The organism is Clostridium uliginosum (assembly GCF_900112485.1).
GTDB classification, from domain to species: domain Bacteria; phylum Bacillota; class Clostridia; order Clostridiales; family Clostridiaceae; genus Clostridium; species Clostridium uliginosum.
In genome coordinates this window covers 36366-57023 of sequence record NZ_FOMG01000006.1, presented here as the reverse complement: position 1 = coordinate 57023, position 20658 = coordinate 36366, and the positions used below count along the sequence as shown (strand labels likewise).

At 28.8% G+C, this 20658-nt stretch carries 25 protein-coding genes and 1 riboswitch; of the genes, 1 reads left to right on the top strand and 24 read right to left on the bottom strand.

Features of this window, described 5'->3' with window-relative positions; all coding sequences use genetic code 11:
* Positions 1-5 precede the first annotated feature (5 nt).
* The 19 genes from fliQ to flgB all read right to left on the bottom strand — a co-directional run bounded on the left by fliQ (position 6) and on the right by flgB (position 14321).
* The gene (gene fliQ, locus BM027_RS05780) at positions 6-275 is read right to left on the bottom strand and encodes a flagellar biosynthesis protein FliQ (RefSeq protein ID WP_090089542.1); all 270 of its coding nucleotides are present in this window, start codon (positions 273-275) and stop codon (positions 6-8) included.
* Between the two features lie 10 nt (positions 276-285).
* A complete protein-coding gene (gene fliP, locus BM027_RS05775) occupies positions 286-1065 on the bottom strand; it encodes a flagellar type III secretion system pore protein FliP (RefSeq protein WP_090089541.1) in 780 nt (259 codons plus the stop codon).
* A complete protein-coding gene (locus BM027_RS05770; protein WP_090089540.1) occupies positions 1055-1441 on the bottom strand; it encodes a flagellar biosynthetic protein FliO in 387 nt (128 codons plus the stop codon). The genes fliP and BM027_RS05770 overlap by 11 nt, the downstream gene beginning before the upstream one ends.
* A 13-nt stretch (positions 1442-1454) precedes the next feature.
* A complete protein-coding gene (locus BM027_RS05765; RefSeq protein WP_090089539.1) occupies positions 1455-1946 on the bottom strand; it encodes a flagellar basal body-associated FliL family protein in 492 nt (163 codons plus the stop codon).
* A gap of 5 nt (positions 1947-1951) precedes the next feature.
* Positions 1952-2692 (bottom strand): flagellar motor protein MotB, encoded by a 741-nt coding sequence (locus tag BM027_RS05760; protein WP_090089538.1) that lies wholly within the window; start codon positions 2690-2692, stop codon positions 1952-1954.
* A gap of 2 nt (positions 2693-2694) precedes the next feature.
* Positions 2695-3510 carry a motility protein A gene (locus BM027_RS05755; protein ID WP_090089537.1) on the bottom strand — a complete coding sequence of 272 codons (816 nt, stop codon included), beginning with the start codon at positions 3508-3510 and terminating at the stop codon, positions 2695-2697.
* A 12-nt stretch (positions 3511-3522) separates the two neighbouring features.
* Positions 3523-3714, bottom strand: coding sequence for a flagellar FlbD family protein (locus tag BM027_RS05750; RefSeq protein ID WP_090089536.1), 192 nt, complete (start codon positions 3712-3714; stop codon positions 3523-3525).
* A gap of 314 nt (positions 3715-4028) precedes the next feature.
* Positions 4029-5165 (bottom strand): flagellar hook-basal body complex protein, encoded by a 1137-nt coding sequence (locus BM027_RS05745; RefSeq protein ID WP_090089535.1) that lies wholly within the window; start codon positions 5163-5165, stop codon positions 4029-4031.
* 83 nt (positions 5166-5248) lie between these two features.
* Complete coding sequence (locus tag BM027_RS05740; protein WP_090089534.1) at positions 5249-5653, bottom strand: TIGR02530 family flagellar biosynthesis protein; 405 nt, start codon at positions 5651-5653, stop codon at positions 5249-5251.
* Between the two features lies 1 nt (position 5654).
* Positions 5655-6557, bottom strand: a complete 903-nt coding sequence (locus BM027_RS05735; protein ID WP_090089533.1) for a flagellar hook capping FlgD N-terminal domain-containing protein — start codon at positions 6555-6557, stop codon at positions 5655-5657.
* Between the two features lie 12 nt (positions 6558-6569).
* Positions 6570-7946, bottom strand: coding sequence for a flagellar hook-length control protein FliK (locus BM027_RS05730; RefSeq protein WP_242943291.1), 1377 nt, complete (start codon positions 7944-7946; stop codon positions 6570-6572).
* Positions 7947-7952: 6 nt separating this feature from the next.
* Positions 7953-8396, bottom strand: coding sequence for a flagellar export protein FliJ (gene fliJ, locus BM027_RS05725; RefSeq protein ID WP_090089532.1), 444 nt, complete (start codon positions 8394-8396; stop codon positions 7953-7955).
* 79 nt (positions 8397-8475) lie between these two features.
* Entirely contained in the window at positions 8476-9783 is a 1308-nt protein-coding gene (fliI, locus tag BM027_RS05720) for a flagellar protein export ATPase FliI (protein WP_090089531.1), read from the bottom strand.
* 16 nt (positions 9784-9799) lie between these two features.
* Entirely contained in the window at positions 9800-10579 is a 780-nt protein-coding gene (locus BM027_RS05715; protein ID WP_090089530.1) for a FliH/SctL family protein, read from the bottom strand.
* Entirely contained in the window at positions 10563-11579 is a 1017-nt protein-coding gene (gene fliG, locus BM027_RS05710) for a flagellar motor switch protein FliG (RefSeq protein WP_090089529.1), read from the bottom strand. Before fliG ends, BM027_RS05715 begins: the two co-directional genes overlap by 17 nt.
* Before the next feature lie 2 nt (positions 11580-11581).
* On the bottom strand, positions 11582-13144 hold the full coding sequence (gene fliF / locus BM027_RS05705; protein WP_090089528.1) for a flagellar basal-body MS-ring/collar protein FliF: 1563 nt from the start codon (positions 13142-13144) through the stop codon (positions 11582-11584).
* 25 nt (positions 13145-13169) lie between these two features.
* Complete coding sequence (gene fliE / locus BM027_RS05700; RefSeq protein WP_090089527.1) at positions 13170-13481, bottom strand: flagellar hook-basal body complex protein FliE; 312 nt, start codon at positions 13479-13481, stop codon at positions 13170-13172.
* A 13-nt stretch (positions 13482-13494) separates the two neighbouring features.
* Positions 13495-13902, bottom strand: a complete 408-nt coding sequence (gene flgC / locus BM027_RS05695; RefSeq protein ID WP_090089526.1) for a flagellar basal body rod protein FlgC — start codon at positions 13900-13902, stop codon at positions 13495-13497.
* A gap of 17 nt (positions 13903-13919) precedes the next feature.
* Positions 13920-14321: a flagellar basal body rod protein FlgB gene (gene flgB, locus BM027_RS05690; protein WP_090089525.1), complete on the bottom strand. Its 402-nt coding sequence runs from the start codon at positions 14319-14321 to the stop codon at positions 13920-13922.
* A 584-nt stretch (positions 14322-14905) separates the two neighbouring features.
* A riboswitch (cyclic di-GMP riboswitch) is annotated at positions 14906-14988 on the bottom strand.
* A gap of 172 nt (positions 14989-15160) precedes the next feature.
* Between flgB and BM027_RS05685 the strand changes: the two genes are divergently transcribed.
* Complete coding sequence (locus BM027_RS05685) at positions 15161-15340, top strand: hypothetical protein (RefSeq protein ID WP_090089524.1); 180 nt, start codon at positions 15161-15163, stop codon at positions 15338-15340.
* Between the two features lie 139 nt (positions 15341-15479).
* Here BM027_RS05685 and BM027_RS05680 read toward each other — a convergent pair whose 3' ends face one another.
* From BM027_RS05680 to BM027_RS05660, 5 genes are all read right to left on the bottom strand, one after another.
* Complete coding sequence (locus tag BM027_RS05680) at positions 15480-16298, bottom strand: flagellin (RefSeq protein WP_090089523.1); 819 nt, start codon at positions 16296-16298, stop codon at positions 15480-15482.
* A gap of 211 nt (positions 16299-16509) precedes the next feature.
* Positions 16510-16857 carry a DUF8042 domain-containing protein gene (locus tag BM027_RS05675; protein WP_090089522.1) on the bottom strand — a complete coding sequence of 116 codons (348 nt, stop codon included), beginning with the start codon at positions 16855-16857 and terminating at the stop codon, positions 16510-16512.
* Positions 16858-17006: 149 nt separating this feature from the next.
* A complete protein-coding gene (gene pseG / locus BM027_RS05670; protein WP_090089755.1) occupies positions 17007-17996 on the bottom strand; it encodes a UDP-2,4-diacetamido-2,4,6-trideoxy-beta-L-altropyranose hydrolase in 990 nt (329 codons plus the stop codon).
* A 14-nt stretch (positions 17997-18010) separates the two neighbouring features.
* On the bottom strand, positions 18011-19063 hold the full coding sequence (pseI, locus tag BM027_RS05665; protein WP_090089521.1) for a pseudaminic acid synthase: 1053 nt from the start codon (positions 19061-19063) through the stop codon (positions 18011-18013).
* A 191-nt stretch (positions 19064-19254) separates the two neighbouring features.
* On the bottom strand, positions 19255-20376 hold the full coding sequence (locus tag BM027_RS05660) for a DUF2920 family protein (protein ID WP_090089520.1): 1122 nt from the start codon (positions 20374-20376) through the stop codon (positions 19255-19257).
* Positions 20377-20658: the final 282 nt, after the last annotated feature.

Below are 20658 nucleotides of genomic sequence, written 5' to 3'. Positions count from 1 at the left end.
CCCCCTTAACTTGTAACTTTAGTTATTAAATCAAATATTCTTGTTGTAAAAGACATAAGCGTTTGAAGCATCCAGCTACTTAATAATATTCCAACTATTGCTGATGCTATTAACTTTGGAATAAAAGTTAGTGTTTGTTCTTGAACTTGGGTGGTTGCTTGTAAAATACTTATAATTAATCCTACAATTAATATTACAATAAGTATTGGTGCTGATAACTTTACTGCAACTATTATTGTATCTTTAATTATACCATTTAGTAATGCTTGACTCATCCTTTTCACCTCACGAAAAACTCATAACTAAAGATTTTACTAATAAATACCATCCATCTACCATTACAAATAATAATAATTTAAAAGGCAATGATATCATAGACGGTGGTAACATCATCATTCCCATGGACATAAGTATACTTGCTACAACCATATCTATTACAATAAATGGCAAATATATTAAAAATCCTATTTGAAATGCTGTTTTTAATTCACTTATTGCAAATGCTGGAATTAATGTTGTAAATGGAATATTTTCTCTTGTTAATTCTTTTGTATTTGTGTTATTAATTTCAACAAATAAATCTAAATCTTTTTCTCTAGTTTGTTTTAACATAAAATCCTTTAATGGCTTTGATCCTACTTCAATAGCCTGTTCCTGAGTTATGCTCTGTTCTAAATATGGTTGAAGTGCATTAGTGTTAATTTGATTATATATAGGTTGCATAATAAATATTGTCAAAAACAATGCTAATCCTACTAAAATTTGATTTGGAATTGCCTGTTGCACTCCCATAGCAGTTTTTACAAATGAAAAAACAACAATTATTCTAGTAAAAGATGTTAGCATTATTACTATAGATGGTAACACTGAGAGGATTGTAAAAAATATCAATATTTTGATATTACTCACGTAATCTGTTGGAGTAGTTGTCCCATCTCCAATAGATAAATTTACTTTTGGCAAATTTACATTAGTTGGAGCAGCATATGCATCTATTCCACAAAATGCTATAATTCCAAAAGCTATTATTAATATTAATATTGCTTTTTTTCTATTATTTTTCATGCTTGTCTCCTTTTGCCCTTATATTATTAACTATATTTAAAAACTTATCCTTAGGATTTGAGCAAAATTTATTATAAACTTCACTTGTTTCATATAGTAATTTTTTCTTATCTTCTTCAATTATATTAATTTCTTCTTCTGATAACTCTTCTAATTTTTCCATATGAGATGATGAACTAGTCATCACATAACCTCTTTTTCCTACTTTAACAACTATAAGGCTATTTTCTTTTGTTACTTGTAATTTATCTACTATTTTCATATATTTTTTATCATTAATTTGATTAATCTTACTACCTAGTAATCTAAACATTAAAAATATTAGTCCTAAAATTATTGATAAATATATACACATTTTTATAAAATCAAATACCATTGTATTCTCCATCCTATTGAGTTAGAATACTATCAAATCTAACATCAATAATCTTAGACTTTACTAATTGTGCGTTGATTTTTTCTGCAAGTTGTTTTTTCATTTCTTTTTCATTGTTTGGATTATTTATAAAATCAACTTTTAAAGATTTTAAATAAAATAATGTTGCATCTCTTACTGCAACCTTCTTTTTTACTAATTCTTCTGCTGCATCCTTAGATGTAGCATCATATCCTACAGATATTTGTCCTTTAAAAAATCTTTTTCCACCTTCATCTGCTAAATTAACTGTAACTTCTCCAAGATCAACATAAACTGGATCTGGAACTACTTCTTTTATAACCGGCTTGGCATTGGCTTCGGCGCCTCCTTTTTGCATAAACATATAATATGTTGCTCCAAAAGTTCCCCCTCCTACAATTAATAGCAATACTATTATCAATAATACCTTTTTCATTCCACCTGATTTAACCTTTACTTCTTTCTCTTTTTCTTTATCAGCCACTATTATCACTCCTTATTATTACTCGCCTCAATTAAAATATTAACTCTTCTATTTTTCGCTTTATTTTCCTCAGAATTATTCTCTTCTACAGGCCTAAATTCACCATATCCAGCCGCACTAAATTTTAAAGGGTCTTGCTTTTTTTCTTCTACAAAATATCTTACTACTGTTACAGCTCTTTCAGTTGATAATTCCCAGTTACTTGCATATTTGGAATTACTAATAGGGACATTATCTGTATGTCCTTCTATCGTAACTAAATTAGGCAAAGATTCCATTAGGGCATTAACTTTTTCTAATATTTCCTTACTCCCTGGAATTAAATTAGCTTTTCCAGATTCAAATAAAACATTATCCTTAAGTTCCAATATAATGCCACGTCTATCGTTCTTAATATCCATTGCTCCTGTTAACTCATTTTTTTCTACGAAATCTTTTATTTCCTGATACATACTGCCTTTTCCCAAAGCTCCAGAATCAACCATACCTTGAACATCTGATTCACCACCAATTATAGGTACCTTTCCATTATACATATTATACTCTAAAAATGTGTCTCCTGATTTACCTGACATAACAGTTACAAAGGCTTGTGATATTGATTGTACTTTTTGAGCATCAACACTTGACATAGCATAAAGTAAAATAAAAAAAGTTAAAAGGAGTGTAACACAATCAGAATATGTTCCTAGCCATTCATCACCTCTTAATCCACCACTATCATCTGACTTCTTTCTTCTAGCCATATCTATGCAACTCCTGCATTGTCTTCTAAATTACTTTGTGCATAAACTTTTCTCTCTTGTGGTGATAAATATGCTATAAGCTTATCTTCAACAATTCTAGGATTAACTCCAGATTGAATTGAAAGTATTCCTTCAAGCATCATTTCTTTCATAGTACATTCTTTTTGGCTTTTAAGCATTAAATTTTGTGCTATTGGTGAGGCAAATATATTTGCTATAAGCGAACCGTAAAATGTTGTTATGAGCGCTTTGCCCATTCCTGATGCTATTGTACTTGAATCAGTAAGATTTGCAAGCATTTGTATTAATCCTATAAGGGTACCAAGCATACCAAATCCTGGAGCAAAAGCTCCCCAAGCTGAAAATATTCCCGCTCCTGATTTATGTCTAGACTCCATCTCACATATATCAAGTTCTAATATTTCTTTAATAGATTCTGGTTCTATTCCATCTACCACCATTTGTAATCCCTGTTTTAAAAAGTCATCTTCTAATTCAGCTATAGTATCTTCTAAAGATAATAAACCATCTCTTCTTGCTTTTTTAGAAAGATCAGCAAATTGTTTTATTGTTTCCATTCCTGAAGATGCTGGTTCTTTAAATGATTGAGCAAACAATTTACCTGCTTTTTTAATTTCATCTAACGGATACACAATTATTACTGCTGCAATTGATCCTCCTAGTGTTATCGCAATTGATGATAAATCCCAAAATAACTTTAAGTTACTTGCACCTGAACCTCCACTTGCCATACCATAAGTCATTAATCCCATTCCTAACACTAATCCTACAGCAGTCATAACGTCTGTCTTCTTCATTATTAATGCCTCCTATACACCATGAATAAAAATTTCTCTTTTATATTTTATAATTCTAGATCTAACTTCGTTTATACTTTCAGTAACTATGTACTTCTTGCCATTATTCAGTGTAATTATTGTCTCTGGCATCTCTTCTATTTTTTCAATATGATCGTCATTAAGTATGAAAGATTTATTATTCATTCCAGTTACTTCAATCATGAAATCCCTCCTTATCAATATAAAAATTACACTGTACAATTAACAATGTATCAAAAGATTTATCTTAGTTTCTAATAAAATATATTTTTTACCTTAGAGTAAATTTTATCATTAGTTTAGCATTATAAATTGTTATTAAAAGAGGAAGATGAGGTCATCTTCCTCTTTTAACAAAGTGATTCTAAGCTTAATATGGAGTTTTCTTAATATAAATGTTCTCTATCTCAAACTTAGAAGAACTTATCCAAGACCGTGCAGCCGTTATCTCCAACTTATATAAGTTGGAATGTTATGGATGCTATCTATGGGATAAATTATCTCATTAAGCCTGTAATTGTTTGAAGAATTTCATCTCCTGTTGTGATCATCTTAGATGATGCTTGGAAACTTCTTGTTGCTGTAATCATATCTGTAAATTGTTCTGTTAAATCTACATTAGATCCTTCTAAAGCGCCTTGAATTAAATCACCAAAGCCTTTACTATTGTCTGTTGATTTAGTATCACCTTTAATTCTTACAGGTGTTTTTATTATTTCAGGACCTGAATTAGATGAACCTTGTAATAAATTACTTCCTATTGATGTTAATCCCTCTGGATTCTTAAATGTTGCCATAGCAATTTGTCCAAGTGCTGTTCTACTACCATCGCCAAGTACAGCTGTAATAATTCCATCTGTTCCTATTGAAAAACTTTTAACTGGAATATCTATAGTTTTACTAGTATCTGGTTTTCCATCTGCGCCTAAAGGATTTCCTTTTACTGTATCTGGTATCTTTAATGTGTGTAATTGAGCTCCAATACCAACTGCTTGTAATGTCTTAGAATCAGCATCTACATAATTTGCTACTACTTTTCCATCTGCACCTTCAGTTACACTTGCACGTCCTGGTGTACCACCTGAAGCAGTTCCATCCGCAGCAACTGTTGCTCCTACATTATCTTGTAGTAAATATCCCATAATCCTATATCCACCTGCTGTTAATAGATTTCCATCTTTATCTAAAGTTAAATTACCATCTCTTGTGTATAAAATTTCATTGTTTCCTCCGCTCATTAAACTTTCATCAGCATTTATTCCTATACTACCACCTGCTCCAGCACTTCCATCTTCTTTTACATATACTTCTGGTCCTCTACTAACCATGATATATCCAGCTTTATCAACACATACATCTAAACTTCTTCCTGTTGATAGAGCATTACCTTGTCCCATTACTTTGTTAATGCTTGATAATTGTGCTCCAAGTCCTACTTGTTTAGCATTTGTACCACCTAATACTGATGTAGGTGAAGTTGCTTCTCCTGCATTTTGATAAAGCATATCTTTAAATCTTGCACTTGAAGATTTAAACCCTGTTGTACCTACATTTGCTATGTTATTACCTATAACATCTAATTTTGTTTGATTAACCTTCATTCCGCTTATTCCAGAATACATTGATCTTAACATAAACTTTCCTCCAAATCATAGTTTGTTCTAACTTACTTCCGTCGTTCAGTAAGTTGTAGGCATCCATTTAATTAGGTCCAGCCTTATAAAATTACCACACTATCTACATTCGTAAATATATTATCTTTCGCTCTCTCTTTCTCAATCGCTGTTATTAGTGTTTTATTTTCAACACTTGCAATTAAAGCAACATCTTTATATAACATAACAGTATTTTTTGAGCCCTTATCTTTTGCGATTTCAAATCCTTTTTCGATGTTTTTCATATCTTCTTTTGTAAAGTTAATCTCATTTAGTCTTAATTCTGCATGTTTAGATATTGTAAAACTTTGCTCTTTACTTATAGCATTATTTAATACATCCTTAAAACTATTTGTCTTATCTTTTGTATTAACATTTTTGTTTATACTTTTATTAGATTGTACATTCTCAATTAGTCCAAAATTTCCTACAGGATAGGTTTGTCCATTAATAATTCTATAATTCATTTTATTTTCCTAATATTGAAGTTAATGTTTTAAGGTTTTCATCAATATTCGCTAAACTATCTTTTGAACTAGTACTTCCTGTTTGAGATGTAGTTCCTGTACTTTGAGTATTAGTTGATGAATCAGTTTTAGTTGTATCGTCCACCTTAACATTCATATCTTCATCTGTTAAGTTTCCAGCTTTCATTATAGATCCATAAGGATACACCTTAATTTCTCCTGGGTTTCCATCTGCCCCTATAGTTTCAACTCTTACCTTAACTACTCCATTATCTATAAAAGCACTTTTTATAGTTCCTTTTATTATTATTGTTTTACCATCTTTATCAGTGTCAGCAATAACAACCTTATTATCTTTATCATTAGCTAGTGCTGATGCTGCCGAAAAATCCGAATTCACTAGCATATTAGAACTTGTATAATCTGGTATTCCTAAAACTGATTGCAACTTTTTAATATCAAACTTCTTATATACATTTTTTCCATTTTCATTAACCTCTACTGATAAGTAAGTACCACTTGCCTCTTTTGATACTCCTCTTACAATTCCTGTATAGGCCTTTCCATCATTATCTGGAACATCCATTGTTACCCCTTTACCAATTAATTGTTGATATGCAAAGGTAGACATTGTATCATTTAAATTATACATTTGTTCCATAGCTGCAAATTGAGCCATTTGTGTAACATATGCAGTTGAATCTTGATTAGCGCTTGGATCTAAATTAGACAATTGAGCTGATAGAATTTTTAAAAATGAATTCTTATCAAATCCACTGTTCTTTCCATTTATAATTGGAGTTCCTTTATCAGTTGTTGCTTGTGTTGTACTCTTATTACTTCTTGCTATTATACCGCTTGCATCATTTTTTCCAACAGCTGTATTTGCATCTATTACCGCCATATTTTTCACCTCCTATGCAAGAAAATCTACATTGCTATCATTAATAGCTTCCGTTTTCTCATCATCTATTTCAATTGGATTTACATTTGAAGTCTCATTATTTTGTTTATTTTTTCCTTGTTCTTGTGAAAGTTCTCTATTAAATCCTTGATCTTTAAAGAAAGTTGTATCATCCTGATAAAGCTCTATGTTTACATCTGCAATTTTAATATTTTGCTCTCCTAAAGCTTTTTTCATTTCCACTAAATTTTGAGAAAGAAGTTCGTACGTTTCCTTTGAATTAGCTTTTACACTAGCCTTCATTATTCCATTTTCTTGAACTAAACTAATTGTAAGTTCACCTAATTCTCTTGGTGTAATCTTTACTGTTAATTCTTTCATTGCATTTGTAGTCATAAACTTAATGTTTTTAATTAAGTCATCTCCAATTGTTGCTTTATTAACACTAACTTGTTCAGTAGGGCTTACAGCTTCTCCTCTAACATCTACATTTCTTGAAGCAAATAAATTAATTTTACTTAAATTACTATCTTTTTTGCTATCATCTACTAGACTATTTAAAAAATCATCTTCCTTTGATACTGCTGATGTATTTTTAGTAGTATCAGTTAATGTATCTTTAGAAGTTTGCTTACTTAATCCATCATCTTTACTTTGAGAAAAATCTTTAAATAAACTTTGGAAATTTACAACTTTTTCTTCCTTACCTTCTGTCTTACCAATGATGTCGGATATTTGTGATATTAAATCTTTAACTTTATTAGTTGATGTTTTTGTTTCAGTATCTTTCCCAATATTTGCTCCTAATTGATTTAATAAATCTTGTACTAAATTTTTAGTATCCTTATTTAATACATCACTTAAAGAATCTTGCTTTGTATTTTCAAGCATTTTGTTTATAAGATCTGCTAACTCATTATTTCCATTGCTGTTTTGTTTTAAACCCTCAACTACTGAATTTAAAACATCTGAATTTAATGATTCATTATTAACTACATTTAAATCATCTTGATTTGCCTTAGCAAGTAAATTTAATATATTATTTAGCATTTGGGTAACATCATCTTTAGGAAGCTTCTTTATCTCTTCCTTTAATTCTTCAATTTTATCTTGAAGATCAGTATCGTTAACTACATCATTGATCTTATCTTTTTCAGTATCACTACTCTTTAATTGTGTTTTTTCGATTTTAGAGTTAGCTTTTGAATCTAATACATCTTTAAATTTTGAATCATCCTTCTTTTGTATTAAGGTTCTCTTATCTGAAGTTTTAATTAAATTATCATTATTATTTACAAAATCCTTACTAGCACTTGAAGATAGTCTTGCATCATTTTTGGAAGAAATTTTATTACTGTTTGTGTTTAAATTTACATTCATCATTACCATTTATTTTCACCTCCTTTCAATAGAATTTCTCATATATGAATAAAGGGCTATTTCATCAAGGTTAACTTGTTCAACCCTAGCCTCTTCTTTTGTATAAGTTGAGAATTGCTTTTCTTTTAAAGTTTCAACAGTTTTTCTATCAACTTGTTTTTCAATTAAATCTTTTCTCACTTCATCAACTTTTTCAGTTTTTATAACAAGTTCTTTTTCAGTTTGTTCTATTCCATTTTGCACTCCTAAAAGATAATACCTTTTTAACTTTTGATATATTATGTCTTCTTCAGGTTTTATGCCCTTATATTTATCATAACTATCTTTTAAATCATATAACTTTTCTTCAGCATTTTTCTTTTCTTTTTGAACTTCAGTAAATAATCTCTTGCATTCTTCTTCCTTTTCTAGCCTTATCTCAAGAAGTTTTTCTAATCCAAACTTAAACCTTTGAGCCAAAGTTCATGCCTCCACTTCTTTTGAATGAATAATTAGCAATTGTTCATTCATAACATTAACCACTTTAAAATAAATATTATTACTTAAACATAGTTGTCAAGTTATTTATGCTATCATCAAAATTAGCTTTTTCATTAACCGTTTGACGTAAATAATCTTCCAATACATCATTATAATCAATAGCTAAATCAATTTTCTTATTACTTCCTTTAACATAAGCACCTATATTTATTAAGTCCTCTGAATCTTTATAAGTTGCTAAAAGATCCCTTGCCATAGATGCAGCCTGTATATGCTCTTTTGATGCTATGGAAGTCATAAGTCTACTTACACTATTTAATATATCAATTGCAGGGTAATGATTTTTATGAGCAAGTGATCTTGATAATACAATATGACCATCTAATATTCCTCTAACTGCATCTGCTATTGGTTCATTAAAATCATCACCGTCAACTAGCACTGTATAAAATGCAGTTATTGAACCAGTCTGTGATGTTCCTGATCTTTCCATTAGCTTTGGAAGCTTTGCAAATACTGATGGTGTATATCCTTTAGTAGCTGGAGGTTCTCCAATTGCAAGACCTACTTCTCTTTGAGCCATTGCAAATCTTGTAACTGAGTCCATCATCAATATAACTTTTTTACCCTTATCTCTAAAATATTCTGCTATAGCTGTTGCTGTAAGAGCACCTTTAATTCTTATTAGTGCAGGTTTATCAGATGTAGCACAAACTACAACTGACTTCTTCATTCCCTCTGGTCCTAAATCTTTTTCTATAAATTCTAGGACCTCTCTTCCTCTTTCTCCAATTAAAGCAATAACATTGACATCAGCCTTAGCTTCTCTAGCTATCATTCCAAGGGTAGTACTCTTACCAACTCCACTACCAGCAAAAATACCAATTCTTTGTCCATCTCCACAAGTTAAAAAACCATCTATTGCTCTAACTCCAGTTGGCATTATATCCTTTATTCTGCTTCTTTTTAAAGGATCTGGTGGTGAATTTTCAAGTAAATAATCTTCTCCATCAACAAGCGGTTCACCATTTAGTGGATTTCCAAGTCCATCAATAATCTCTCCCAAAAGTTTTTCTGAACATCGAACACATAGAGGTTTACGCATTGGAACTACTCTACACCCCGGAGCAATACCTATTAATTCATCAAGAGGCATTAATACAACAAAATCATTCTTAAATCCAACCACTTCACAATTTATAGGAACATTTTGTTCATTGTATATAATACACAATTCTCCAACAAAAGCCTTAATTCCTTGTACTTCAACAGTAAGTCCAATTACTTTTTTAACTATACCTTCGCTATACATTGGAGATGTATTATTAACATTTTTAATTAATTGATCAAAATCTATGTCTAACACATTAAAGCCTCCAAATCTAACCTAATAGTTCCTTTTTAATTTGCTCCATTCCTATATCAATCCCTACCATTACCTTGCCACTAGGTTTTTCCAAAACAGCATTACCTGGTTCCATAAAGTCATCATTAAGTATAAATATTTGATCTTTTATAGAATATGCTATCTTCCATCTTTGAACTTGAGTCTTAAGCTCTTCTACATGCATAGAATTGCATCTTAATATAATGTTTTCCTCTCCTTTTGAAAGTTCAATAGCTTGTTCAATTATTAAATTCATAGAGTCTTCATGATTTAATTCTTTTTTTAGTATACTTTTAGCTATTTCTAAGGATAGATTTATTACCTCGGATTTTTTATCTTCTAGATATTTTGCATAATTTTCATTAGCAGAACTTAAAAGTTCCTCTGCTGTATTTATAATCTCTTGAGCTTTTGCTTTACCTAATTCTATATTTTCATCAAATGCTTTTTTATATCCATCATCATATCCATTTTTAATCCCTTGGTCATATCCCTTTTGATATCCTTCTTTCTCTAGGTTTTGTGCTTGCATGGTAGCTTTTAAAATAATAGCTTGTTTTTCATTATTCCCGTCTCTAATTATTTTTTGTCCAATTTCCTCGTATCTCTTTAACAATTTTTCCAAATCATCTTTTGATAGATTTTCTTCAGTCTCTTCAATAATCTCTTCATCAATCTTCTCTACTTTATTTACCATACAATATTCAGTAGCTATTTTCTTTTTTTCTCCATCTAAAGTACATTTTTTTTTAATTACACTATACGATGATTGCATCTTCTCCACCTCTTGAAATTATAATTTCATTAGCTTCATCTAACCTTCTAATTATAGAAACAATCTTTTGTTGTGCTTTTTCTACATCCATAAGTCTTACAGGTCCTAAGAATTCCATGTCTTCCTTTAGTGAAGCAGCAGCTCTCTTAGATTGATTTCTGTAGATAGCATTTGCAACATCTTCAGAGCATCCCTTAAGTGCAAGAGCCAATTCATTAACCTCAACTTCTCTAAGAACTCTTTGAATAGATACATCATCAAGAGTAAGAATGTTTTCAAATACAAACATAGAACTTTTAATTTTATCAGCAAGTTCTCCATCTTCTCTTTCTAGTCCTTCAGTAATATTCTTTTCTGTAGTTCTATCAACTTGATTTAATATATCAACCAATGTTTCAACACCACCTAAGCTTGTCATTTCAGTCCTCACAACTGAAGATAACTTACTTTCTAATACTGATTCAATTTCTTTAACAACCATAGGTGATGTAGTATTCATTGTAGCTATTCTGTAAGCAACCTCAGCTTGAGTTTCTTCAGACAATTCTGCCATAACTTGAGCTGCTTTTTCTGCTTGTAAATAACATAATATCAAAGCTATTGTTTGCGGATGTTCATAACTTATTGCATTTAAAAGCTGATGCGCATCAGCCTTTCTTGCAATAGCAAATGGTCTATATTGAGAAGTAGCTTCTGATACTTTTTCTAATATTTCATTAGCTCTTTGTTGACCCAATGCCTTTGATAATAGTGTCTTGGCATAGTCCATTCCGCCTTCTATAATATATTCTCTTGCCTTATTTATTTCTAAAAATTCACTTAATATTTCTTCTCTTTGTTCTGCCGTAACAGATGTTGTATTAGCAATTTCATAAGATATCTTTTGAATATCTTGTTCTGGTAATTTTTTCAATATTCCAGATGAAGCTTCTGGTCCAAGAGTTATAAAAAGTATTGCTGCCTTTTGTACTCCAGTTAATTTAACACCATCTTTTACCATAGCTATCGCCCCTCATTTTCTGTAAGCCAAGACTTAATAATTTCAACAACTTGATCTGGTTTACTTGTAGCATATTTTTTAATTTCACTTTCCATATGAGTCTTCTTACTTTGAGTCTCGAAGTCAATTGGTTCAAACGTTTCAGGCTGTTTAGGCTCTAACTCTTCTCCAATTACAACATCTAAAAGTTGTTCTTCTGCTTTTTGTTTCTTCTTCCTCTTTAAAAGTAAAATTAAAACTATAGCTATAAGAATTCCTAATCCGATTACTCCCATAATAATATACTTAGTCATTTGTGCATTCTTAACTTCTGCATTAAGTGCATCTACGCCACTTTGAGCGTCATCCTTTATTTTAGGATCAAAATTCATACCTAATACAGAAACTTGATCTCCTCTAACAGAATTAAATCCAATAGCATTTGATACTGAATCTTGAATTGCTTTTTGAGTTGCAGCATCTAAATTTCCATCAACAACAACAGATGCAGTCATCCTTTTAACTTCTCCTGGAGCACTTATAACCTTAGTCTCAGTTTTACCAATTTCATAATTATTTTTTTGTTGATCTTTAGTAGATTTTGAACTTGTATTTGCAGTATTATTTACAGTATTGCTAATATTGTTATCAACAGGACTTGAACTATTTGTGCCTCCTGTTCCATCATTGTTCGCTTCTTTTATTGTTTCCTGACTTACAGTAACTTTATTAGGATCAAGGACTGTTTGAGTCTTTTGCTTAGAATCAAAGTCTAAATCCACATTTACTGTTGCATTTATTTTATTTTTTCCAATAACCGGTTCTAATAAATTAATTATTTCTTTTTGCAATTTATCTTCATAAGTTTTTTCTAATGCTTGTTGTTTATCTATTGTTTCTGAACTTGCTCCCGCATTTGCATTATCATTAATTCCCTTTGTAAGCAAATTCATCTTATCATCTATAACTTCTATATTTTCTTTAGGAACATTTTCTGTGCTTCCTGATACAAGAGCAACTATAGACTTAACTTGGTCTTCATTTATTTTACTTCCTGCTGCTATTTTCAAATAAACTGCAGCCTTACCTGGTGTATTTTCCTTAACAAAAACTGAATCTGTAGAAGGAGTAATATGTACCCTTGCACTCTCAACTTGTGAGAAACTTTTTATAGTCTTCTCTAACTCTCCCTCTTGCATTCTTAATTTCTTAATCTTAAATTCTTCATCTGTCATACCAAAAGAACTTCCACTATCCATAAGTTCATAACCCTTGCTTCCAGCCTTCAACTCTGGTGCTAATTGTAACCTTAATTCATCTACTTTGTCTTTTGGTACTGAAATTGTGTCCCCTTGAATCTTCGTTGTAATCTTACTTTCATTTAGCTTAGCTAGTATAACCTGTGCATCACTTGGATCAAGATTTGAAAACAAAACTTGGTACTTATTTGAAGATGTGTAAATTGCTGTACTTGCAACAGCAATCAACACTGCAACACAGGCTACAATTATCGCAATTTTTATCTTTTTACTCTGCGATTTAAATTTATCCCAAACAACTTTAACTCTCTCTAAAAGTTTGTTCATTCTTTTATAGCACTCCTTACTTTAATTACAACTGCATTCTAGTTAATTCTTTATATGCATCAAGCAATTGATCCCTAGTTTTAACTAAAAATTGCAATCCCAAGCTAGCTTCTTCTCCTTTTATCATAACTTCATCAATACTGACATTATCACCTTTAACAAAGCTACTTTTAGCTGAATCAGCTTGAACTTGTTGATTATTAACTTGATTAATGCAGTCTTTTAAAGTATCTGTGAAGCTACTATTTTGATTATCTTGTACCTTGTTATCATTTACCTCTCCAAATTTTTTATTGAACAACACTTGGCTTTGATCAAAATTATTACTAATATTCATATTTCATCACTCCTTACTTTCCAATTTCTAATGCTTTTGAAAACATTCCTTTCAGAGCAGTTAATGTATCAACATTAGCCTCATATGCTCTTTTAGAAACCATCATATCTGCCATCTCATTTAATACATTTACATTAGGCATAGTAACATAACCATCTTTGTCTGCATCAGGATGGTTTGGATCATATACCTTTCTTAGTGGAGAATTATCTTTTACTATCTTAACTGGCTTAACTCCCGCACTGTTTCTGTTTTCATCAAGAGCTTCTTGAAATACAGCTATTTTTCTAACATAAGGACCACTACCATCAGCACTTCTTGTTGTACTTGCATTTGCCATATTAGAAGTTATAGTATCCATCCTTAATCTTTCTGCTGAAATACCTGTTGCACTTATTTGCATAGAACTAAATGCATTCATTTATATTTACCTCCTTTTTATTTCATAACAGTTTTTAAATTATTAAATTGGTTATTTATTTGAGTTATCAAAGCATTATACTTTAATGTATTAGCAGCTTGATTAACCTTCTCAAGATCTAAATTTACATTATTTTCATCAGATCTCATACTAGTGCTATTCTCTTTTTCTATAGATATATTATTACCAATTTTTTCATCATCTTTTAAATGCTTATCATTGGTTGTTTTTAACGAAAATTTCGTTGCATCTGATCCTGCTTTTAAATTTTCTTCAAACACTACATTAAATTTCTTGTATCCTTTAGTATTTATATTAGCTATATTATTTGCGATTGCTTGTCCCCTAAGATCTGAAGCTTTAATTCCATCTTTTAGCAAATCATATGTATTATTTGAATTAACAGATTGTATAATCATTTTTAGCCCTCCAATTAATTAAATTTATAAATAATGTGTGTTTGTTCTTTCTAAATATTTTAACATTATAATTACTTAATTTCATCATTTTTTCATTTATACTTTAATTATAAAATAATTATTAACTTTTCGCCATAAATATTTCGACCTTTTTATAAAATTTATGTAATTTTCTACAAATATTGCATATGGAAACGATTCAATCGCGTTTGTCAATCTATCGGGGATATCTTTTTTATTTATACTTGAATCATAGTATAAATATTGACTTTTTTCTATCAATATTTCGACATTTTATTAAATAATATGTAATTTTTTTATAAATATCGCACATTGAAACCATTTAATTCCATTTATTGATATACTTAGAACATTCTTATTAGCTTTTTAACATATTAATTTCGTAAATTATCGAAAATTAATTTTCTCAAATGAACACTTTCGATTAAATGTATAACCATTGACGAGGCTTATTGCTTTCCCAATTATATAATAAATAGTAAAATAACTACCCTTTTAAAGAGTAGTTATTTTACTAAATCAATTAATTATAATCAATTAAAACAAAAAAGTATATTATACCCTTTGGCAACTGGCGAGCATAGATTAATCCTTAGCCCCTATAGCTTTGCGTCACTAACTTTCATTAGTTTTGCCTATAAAATTGTATGACACTATTGTGGTTATATTATATACCATTTTCCATTATTTTTCAAAACAAAATATTACTATTTTTGTTCTTTTACATATAAATAACATAATTTATTTGTTTTTATTACTAATACAAACATATTTTGAGTTAAATAAGCAAAAAGGGCTGTTGTAAAATAGAAATTGAAGTGTTTTTAGATAATAAAAAACTTGAAGCTAAAATAGAATTTGTAAATTGTAATGAAAAAGGAAAAACTCAGATTCAAAGATTTATAGATAGTGTTGAAGAATTTATTGAAAAGTCACAAGAAAATTCACCTAAAAAGTTTGAAAATATAGTGGCTGATTCTGACTACCAAAGAGAATAATATACCTGGCATAATAATAGAAAATTAAGATAAATTAAAACGGAAATAAGGATTAATATAAAAATATGCTGTTGCTTAAAATGATTTAAAAAATCATTTTAAGCAACAGCCCCTTTGTTTCACTTCTCTAAAACTCAAATTATTTAATATTTTGTAAAACTTTCAATGCATCTTGAGGGAAGTTATTACTTTGTGCCATTAATGCAATTGAAGATTGTATTAAGATTTGACTTTGCGAAAACTTAATCATCTCTTCTGCTATATCTGCATCTGCAATATTACTTTGAGCTTTTTGAAGTGAAATACTGTTTTCATCCATATTCTCACCTGAACTTTCAAATCTAAGTTGTAAAGCTCCATAGTCACCTCTTGCTCCTAACACTTGATTGATTGCGTTATCTACAGAAGTCATTGCTGAATTAATATTTGAAGGATCTGTTATATCCATCCCTTTTATGCCTAAAGCAGTACTTGTAAGATCATATTTAGGAATAGATGTAGACTCTCCTTGCATAATCCCAACAGTGGAAGTTATTGCTCCATTTTCATTAATTAACTTAATTCCATTAAACTCAGTATTATTCGCCATATAATCAATATGTTTATTAAGTCCATCTATTTCTAATTGAATGGCATCTCTATCACTAGTTGTTAATGTCCCACTTGCTGCTTGTGTTGTTAATTCTTTCATTCGTAATAAACTATCATTCATTTCTCCCATTGCACTATCAAAAGTTTGAATCATAGAATTAGTGTCTTCTATATTTCTCTTAACTGCTGCACTACTTAAGATTTGTATTTTAAGCGATTCACTTTGACTTATTTTGTTAGGATTATCTTTAGCTTTATTAAGTTTTATACCCGAACTTATATTTCCAATTGCTTTTGAATTATCTGCAAGTTTATTTTTATAATTCTTATATATGTTTAATGAAAACATATTAGGATTTAATCTCATTTTATCACCATCTCATTCCACTTTAATTTATTTAATTATCGATTAAAAAACTTAAATCTTTATAGTTGTACATAATTATAACAGTTATGGTGTTTTATTGATTTTATAAACATTTATACAGTTAAGTATATTTATTTTTTATTTTACAATATAAAAAGCATCAATAATTATTTATTATAACTGATGCCTTTATATTTGTTCATATTAAATTCTAATTTGTTATAGAATTATTAATTATTTGTTCAGCTTTCTCAATAATAGGAAGTAATTCATATTGAAATAAATCTCCAACTAATACATTATCTTTATCTTCTATAGCTTCGACTATTTCACTTAATTTATTATTAAGCTCACTTAATGAAATTTTACCATTTTGTACATCCCTTGTATTTTCAATTACTATTGATAACCAATTTAAGCCATCTGCAATAGATGCTAACATATTTAATCCTTTTTCATATTCTGAGCTTTGTAGATATTCAACAGTTTTTAATATTGATATTTTTAAGTTTACTATATATTCACTAGCCATCTTAAGTGCTTCTATTTTATCCTCCATGATATACCTCCAAATATTTGTAATTATATAATTTATTAAATAATTTTAATAGTTTCTTAGATATTATCGTTTAAAAAATATATATCTTTAATAATTATCTCAAATGACACCTACATAAAAATTAACTAACTATATAATTCCAATTAATTTTATATACTTTCAATTATGCTTAGTATTCGTCCAATACCTTTATTGTCTATTAGTTCTGAACCTTTTAAACTCATATTTTTTCGTAAATTATAATTATTACTCATATTTTCTATGTGTTCTGTAAAACTATACTTTTCTAATTGATTACATATTCCAGCATTAATAATTATTTCTTTTTCATGCATCCTACAAGCTATAGCTTTTTGATTATCAGCTATTACTATCCCTATAGTAGGAACTCCACAAACTGCTAATTCATATAATGTACTTCCGCATCCAGATATAGCCATATCACATTTTTTCATTATTTGATACATATCAGCATTATAATAAAGTTTTACCTTTTCATTCCTTAGTTTTTCAAGCTTATATTCACTATTAAAAGAAGGACCTATAACTACATGAAATGTATATTCTAAATCTTTAACCCAAGATAAAATTTCCCCTGTAATATTACTAGGATCTGCTCCTCCTACAGTAATCATTATGTTATGTACCTTTTTATGTGTATGTTTTTTTAATACATTCCTAAATTCTTCTCTTAACATTAAATATTTACATCCAAGCATTAATTTAGTATCATTATTTACATTATATTTAAAATCTTCAGCATTTATATTTTGATTAATTATAAAATCAACATCAAAATAATACAAATTCATATCATCAAAATATCCTGTTTTATAAAATAAATGCTTAGTTTGCATAAAGTAATTTTCATCAACATCATAGCTATCAGTTATTAAACAATCCGCATTTATTTTTTCTAACTCTTCTAGTATATTATTTTCATTAATACAAATCACATCAAAGCCTTCTGCTTTAATTTTATCTATTCCAGGCTTATACTTGTCACTTAAAGGATTATTTACTTTGCATATATAAAAAACATCATTGGTTTTAGCTAATTCCTTAGCTAAAACCAATGTTCTCATTATATGTCCCATGCCTATTTTAGATCCACCATCTGCTCTTATTGCAAATTTAATCATATGATCATTCCTTATTTAATATATTTCCATTCTAGTGGAGAACCTTTATATAAATCTTTACCAGCAGTTTTACCTAAAATTTCATTAATATATTTAGGTGGTAGTCCAAATCCCGGTCTTATAGATTTAATATTTTCTTCTGTGAATTTTTCGCCTGCTTTAATATCCCTTACTATAAATAACGACCTAGAATGGTCTTTTGACTTTTTTTGTTTTTCAGTTAATTCATAAGTAACTGTTCCCAAAGCTTTTTCGATATTTCTAATTGATTCAACCATTTGCTTTAATTCATCTGGTTCTAATGAAAATACAGCATCTGGTCCTCCATCTGCTCTTGATAATGTAACATGCTTTTCTATAACTTTTGCTCCAAGTGCTATCGATGCAATAGGAACCTCTATTCCTAATGTGTGATCAGAAAGCCCTGATATAACATTAAAAGTTTCTGCAAGGTTTGGAATTGTTTTTAGATTAACATCTTCAAGTGGTGCAGGATATGCACTTGTACACTTTAAAAGAATTATTTGATCATTCCCTACTCTTTTGCATGCATTAACAGCTTCTTCAATATCAGAAAGTGTTGCAATGCCTGTTGCAATTATCATCGGTTTTCCCTTAGAAGCCATATATTCTATTAATGGTATATCATTAATTTCAAAAGATGCTACTTTATATGCTGGAACATCCATTTCTTCTAAAAAATCTACTGCTGTCTTATCAAAAGGTGAAGAAAAACAAATTAATCCTTCTTGTTCTGCAATTTTTTTCAACTTAGGTTGCCATTCCCATGGAGTATACGCTTCTCTATATAATTTGTGTAATGTTGTCCCATCCCAAATGGTACCTTGTCTTATTTGAAAATATTTATTATCACAATCAAGAGTTATAGTATCCGGTGTATAAGTTTGAAGCTTTATTGCATCTACACCTGCTTTTTTAACTTCTTTTATTAATTTTACTGCATTATCAAAATTTTGAAGATGATTAGCTGACATTTCAGCTATTATAAAAACAGGGCTGTTTTCTGCTATAATTTTATTTTCTATTTTAATTTTATCTTTCATATTATCATCTCCTATTATTTCTATCTCTATTAAACATTTTGGTTTTTCACTAACTATAAAATTTTGATTTTTGTTTTTCTATGCAGTGAATAGTCTTCAAATATTTTTACTCTTTTATCTTTTCTTATATTATCTAAACTGTCTAACTTATTATTACATCTCTTTGATAATTGTTTAATATTACATTATAATTATTTTAATTGTATAAAATAAGGCAAAATATCATCATAATTTATTAAATATTCCCCATTATTAGTTTTTATAATTACATTATTTTGTAAATCTATAAAATTATTTCTTTTAAAGTCCATTTTAACCTTATTATATGCAAAATGGAATAATTTAAGAAAATCCGCATCTAAACCATGATTAGTTGATTTAAATATATATCCATCAATTTTGTCTAAAGATATTTCATTATATTGACAGTTCTCTACCATTTTACAAAAATCTTTTTTTTCAAAATTACTTATAAGATTATCTGTAACACCATGGTAACATATTATTTTACATGTATTTTTAAAATTAGAATATATGTGTTGTAAATTTAAAAGTTCCTTGTCTATATGTAATTTTTTTGCTAAATAATCAAATTTTAAATTTATTTTAAATTTATCTATATTATGTACTAAATATCTATTAGTTTTTAAATACTCAGGATATATCCAAGCAGAATTATCAATAATTAATGAGAAAAGTGTAGGTGCAAAAGCATTACATAGATATGATAAATATGCACCATGAGAATGACCATATATAATAACCTTTTTAGTATTAAACTCATATTTATTATCATATAATATCGCCATTACCCTCAATACAGCAGTAATATTATCTATTGCCTGCATTATGCCCATATCATTAAAATCATTTAATGTTTCATCTGATAAATCTACATTAACTGTAACATCCAAACCATACTTTATTCCTTGATTAACAAACTCATCAAAATCAAGTTTGCCAGATTTATATATCTTTTTCATATCTTCTTCAGTAAAAACTTGATCTCTATAAAAATTTGGAACAATGATTTTATCTGCTTGTTGCATAAATTGCCATCCAAAATAATCACATTGTATTGTAACTAAATTATATTTATCTGCCATCTCATTTCTCATCTTTTTGTAAACATTTGAACTAGCATTTCCACCAAATCCAGCAATAAGTAATAATAAACCTGTATCTGAATTTATACCCTCATTGGGTTCTGAAAAATATATATTAAATTCTCTGTTTTCATAATTATTTTTCTCTTTATTTTCAACATATATACTATTATGTGCAGATTCTGTAATACAATGTTCTTTAGCCATTTTACCTCCTCTTTAACTTTCTATTATTTTATTAATATTCTTTTGAATATATTCAAGTATTGGTGTTAACTCATTAGGTAATCATCGTTACCTAGATTCGATATAGGTATTTTTATAATTTTTTTAAAGTTATTAGATATTTTAATCTCCAATAATATAAATATAAAATATACTTTAAGTAGTTACTAAAGATAAAAAATATTACTGAAAATCAAAATTTCCAGTAATATTTTAATAATAAATTTATTAATCACACAAAATTATCTAGAGTCTTTTGAAAAA

Coding starts and splice junctions, on each gene's coding strand:
- BM027_RS05760 (WP_090089538.1), bottom strand. CDS start 2,692: ATGGCTAGAAGAAAGAAGTCAGATGATAGTGGTGGATTAAGAGGTGAT.
- BM027_RS05660 (WP_090089520.1), bottom strand. CDS start 20,376: ATGGCTAAAGAACATTGTATTACAGAATCTGCACATAATAGTATATAT.
- fliQ (WP_090089542.1), bottom strand. CDS start 275: ATGAGTCAAGCATTACTAAATGGTATAATTAAAGATACAATAATAGTT.
- BM027_RS05740 (WP_090089534.1), bottom strand. CDS start 5,653: ATGAATTATAGAATTATTAATGGACAAACCTATCCTGTAGGAAATTTT.
- BM027_RS05730 (WP_242943291.1), bottom strand. CDS start 7,946: ATGGTAATGATGAATGTAAATTTAAACACAAACAGTAATAAAATTTCT.
- BM027_RS05755 (WP_090089537.1), bottom strand. CDS start 3,510: ATGAAGAAGACAGACGTTATGACTGCTGTAGGATTAGTGTTAGGAATG.
- pseI (WP_090089521.1), bottom strand. CDS start 19,063: ATGAAAGATAAAATTAAAATAGAAAATAAAATTATAGCAGAAAACAGC.
- flgB (WP_090089525.1), bottom strand. CDS start 14,321: ATGATTATACAATCTGTTAATTCAAATAATACATATGATTTGCTAAAA.
- fliG (WP_090089529.1), bottom strand. CDS start 11,579: ATGGTAAAAGATGGTGTTAAATTAACTGGAGTACAAAAGGCAGCAATA.
- BM027_RS05675 (WP_090089522.1), bottom strand. CDS start 16,857: ATGGAGGATAAAATAGAAGCACTTAAGATGGCTAGTGAATATATAGTA.
- BM027_RS05680 (WP_090089523.1), bottom strand. CDS start 16,298: ATGAGATTAAATCCTAATATGTTTTCATTAAACATATATAAGAATTAT.
- BM027_RS05745 (WP_090089535.1), bottom strand. CDS start 5,165: ATGTTAAGATCAATGTATTCTGGAATAAGCGGAATGAAGGTTAATCAA.
- fliF (WP_090089528.1), bottom strand. CDS start 13,144: ATGAACAAACTTTTAGAGAGAGTTAAAGTTGTTTGGGATAAATTTAAA.
- flgC (WP_090089526.1), bottom strand. CDS start 13,902: ATGAATGCATTTAGTTCTATGCAAATAAGTGCAACAGGTATTTCAGCA.
- fliP (WP_090089541.1), bottom strand. CDS start 1,065: ATGAAAAATAATAGAAAAAAAGCAATATTAATATTAATAATAGCTTTT.
- BM027_RS05735 (WP_090089533.1), bottom strand. CDS start 6,557: ATGGCGGTAATAGATGCAAATACAGCTGTTGGAAAAAATGATGCAAGC.
- BM027_RS05770 (WP_090089540.1), bottom strand. CDS start 1,441: ATGGTATTTGATTTTATAAAAATGTGTATATATTTATCAATAATTTTA.
- BM027_RS05715 (WP_090089530.1), bottom strand. CDS start 10,579: ATGCAATCATCGTATAGTGTAATTAAAAAAAAATGTACTTTAGATGGA.
- BM027_RS05750 (WP_090089536.1), bottom strand. CDS start 3,714: ATGATTGAAGTAACTGGAATGAATAATAAATCTTTCATACTTAATGAC.
- fliE (WP_090089527.1), bottom strand. CDS start 13,481: ATGAATATTAGTAATAATTTTGATCAAAGCCAAGTGTTGTTCAATAAA.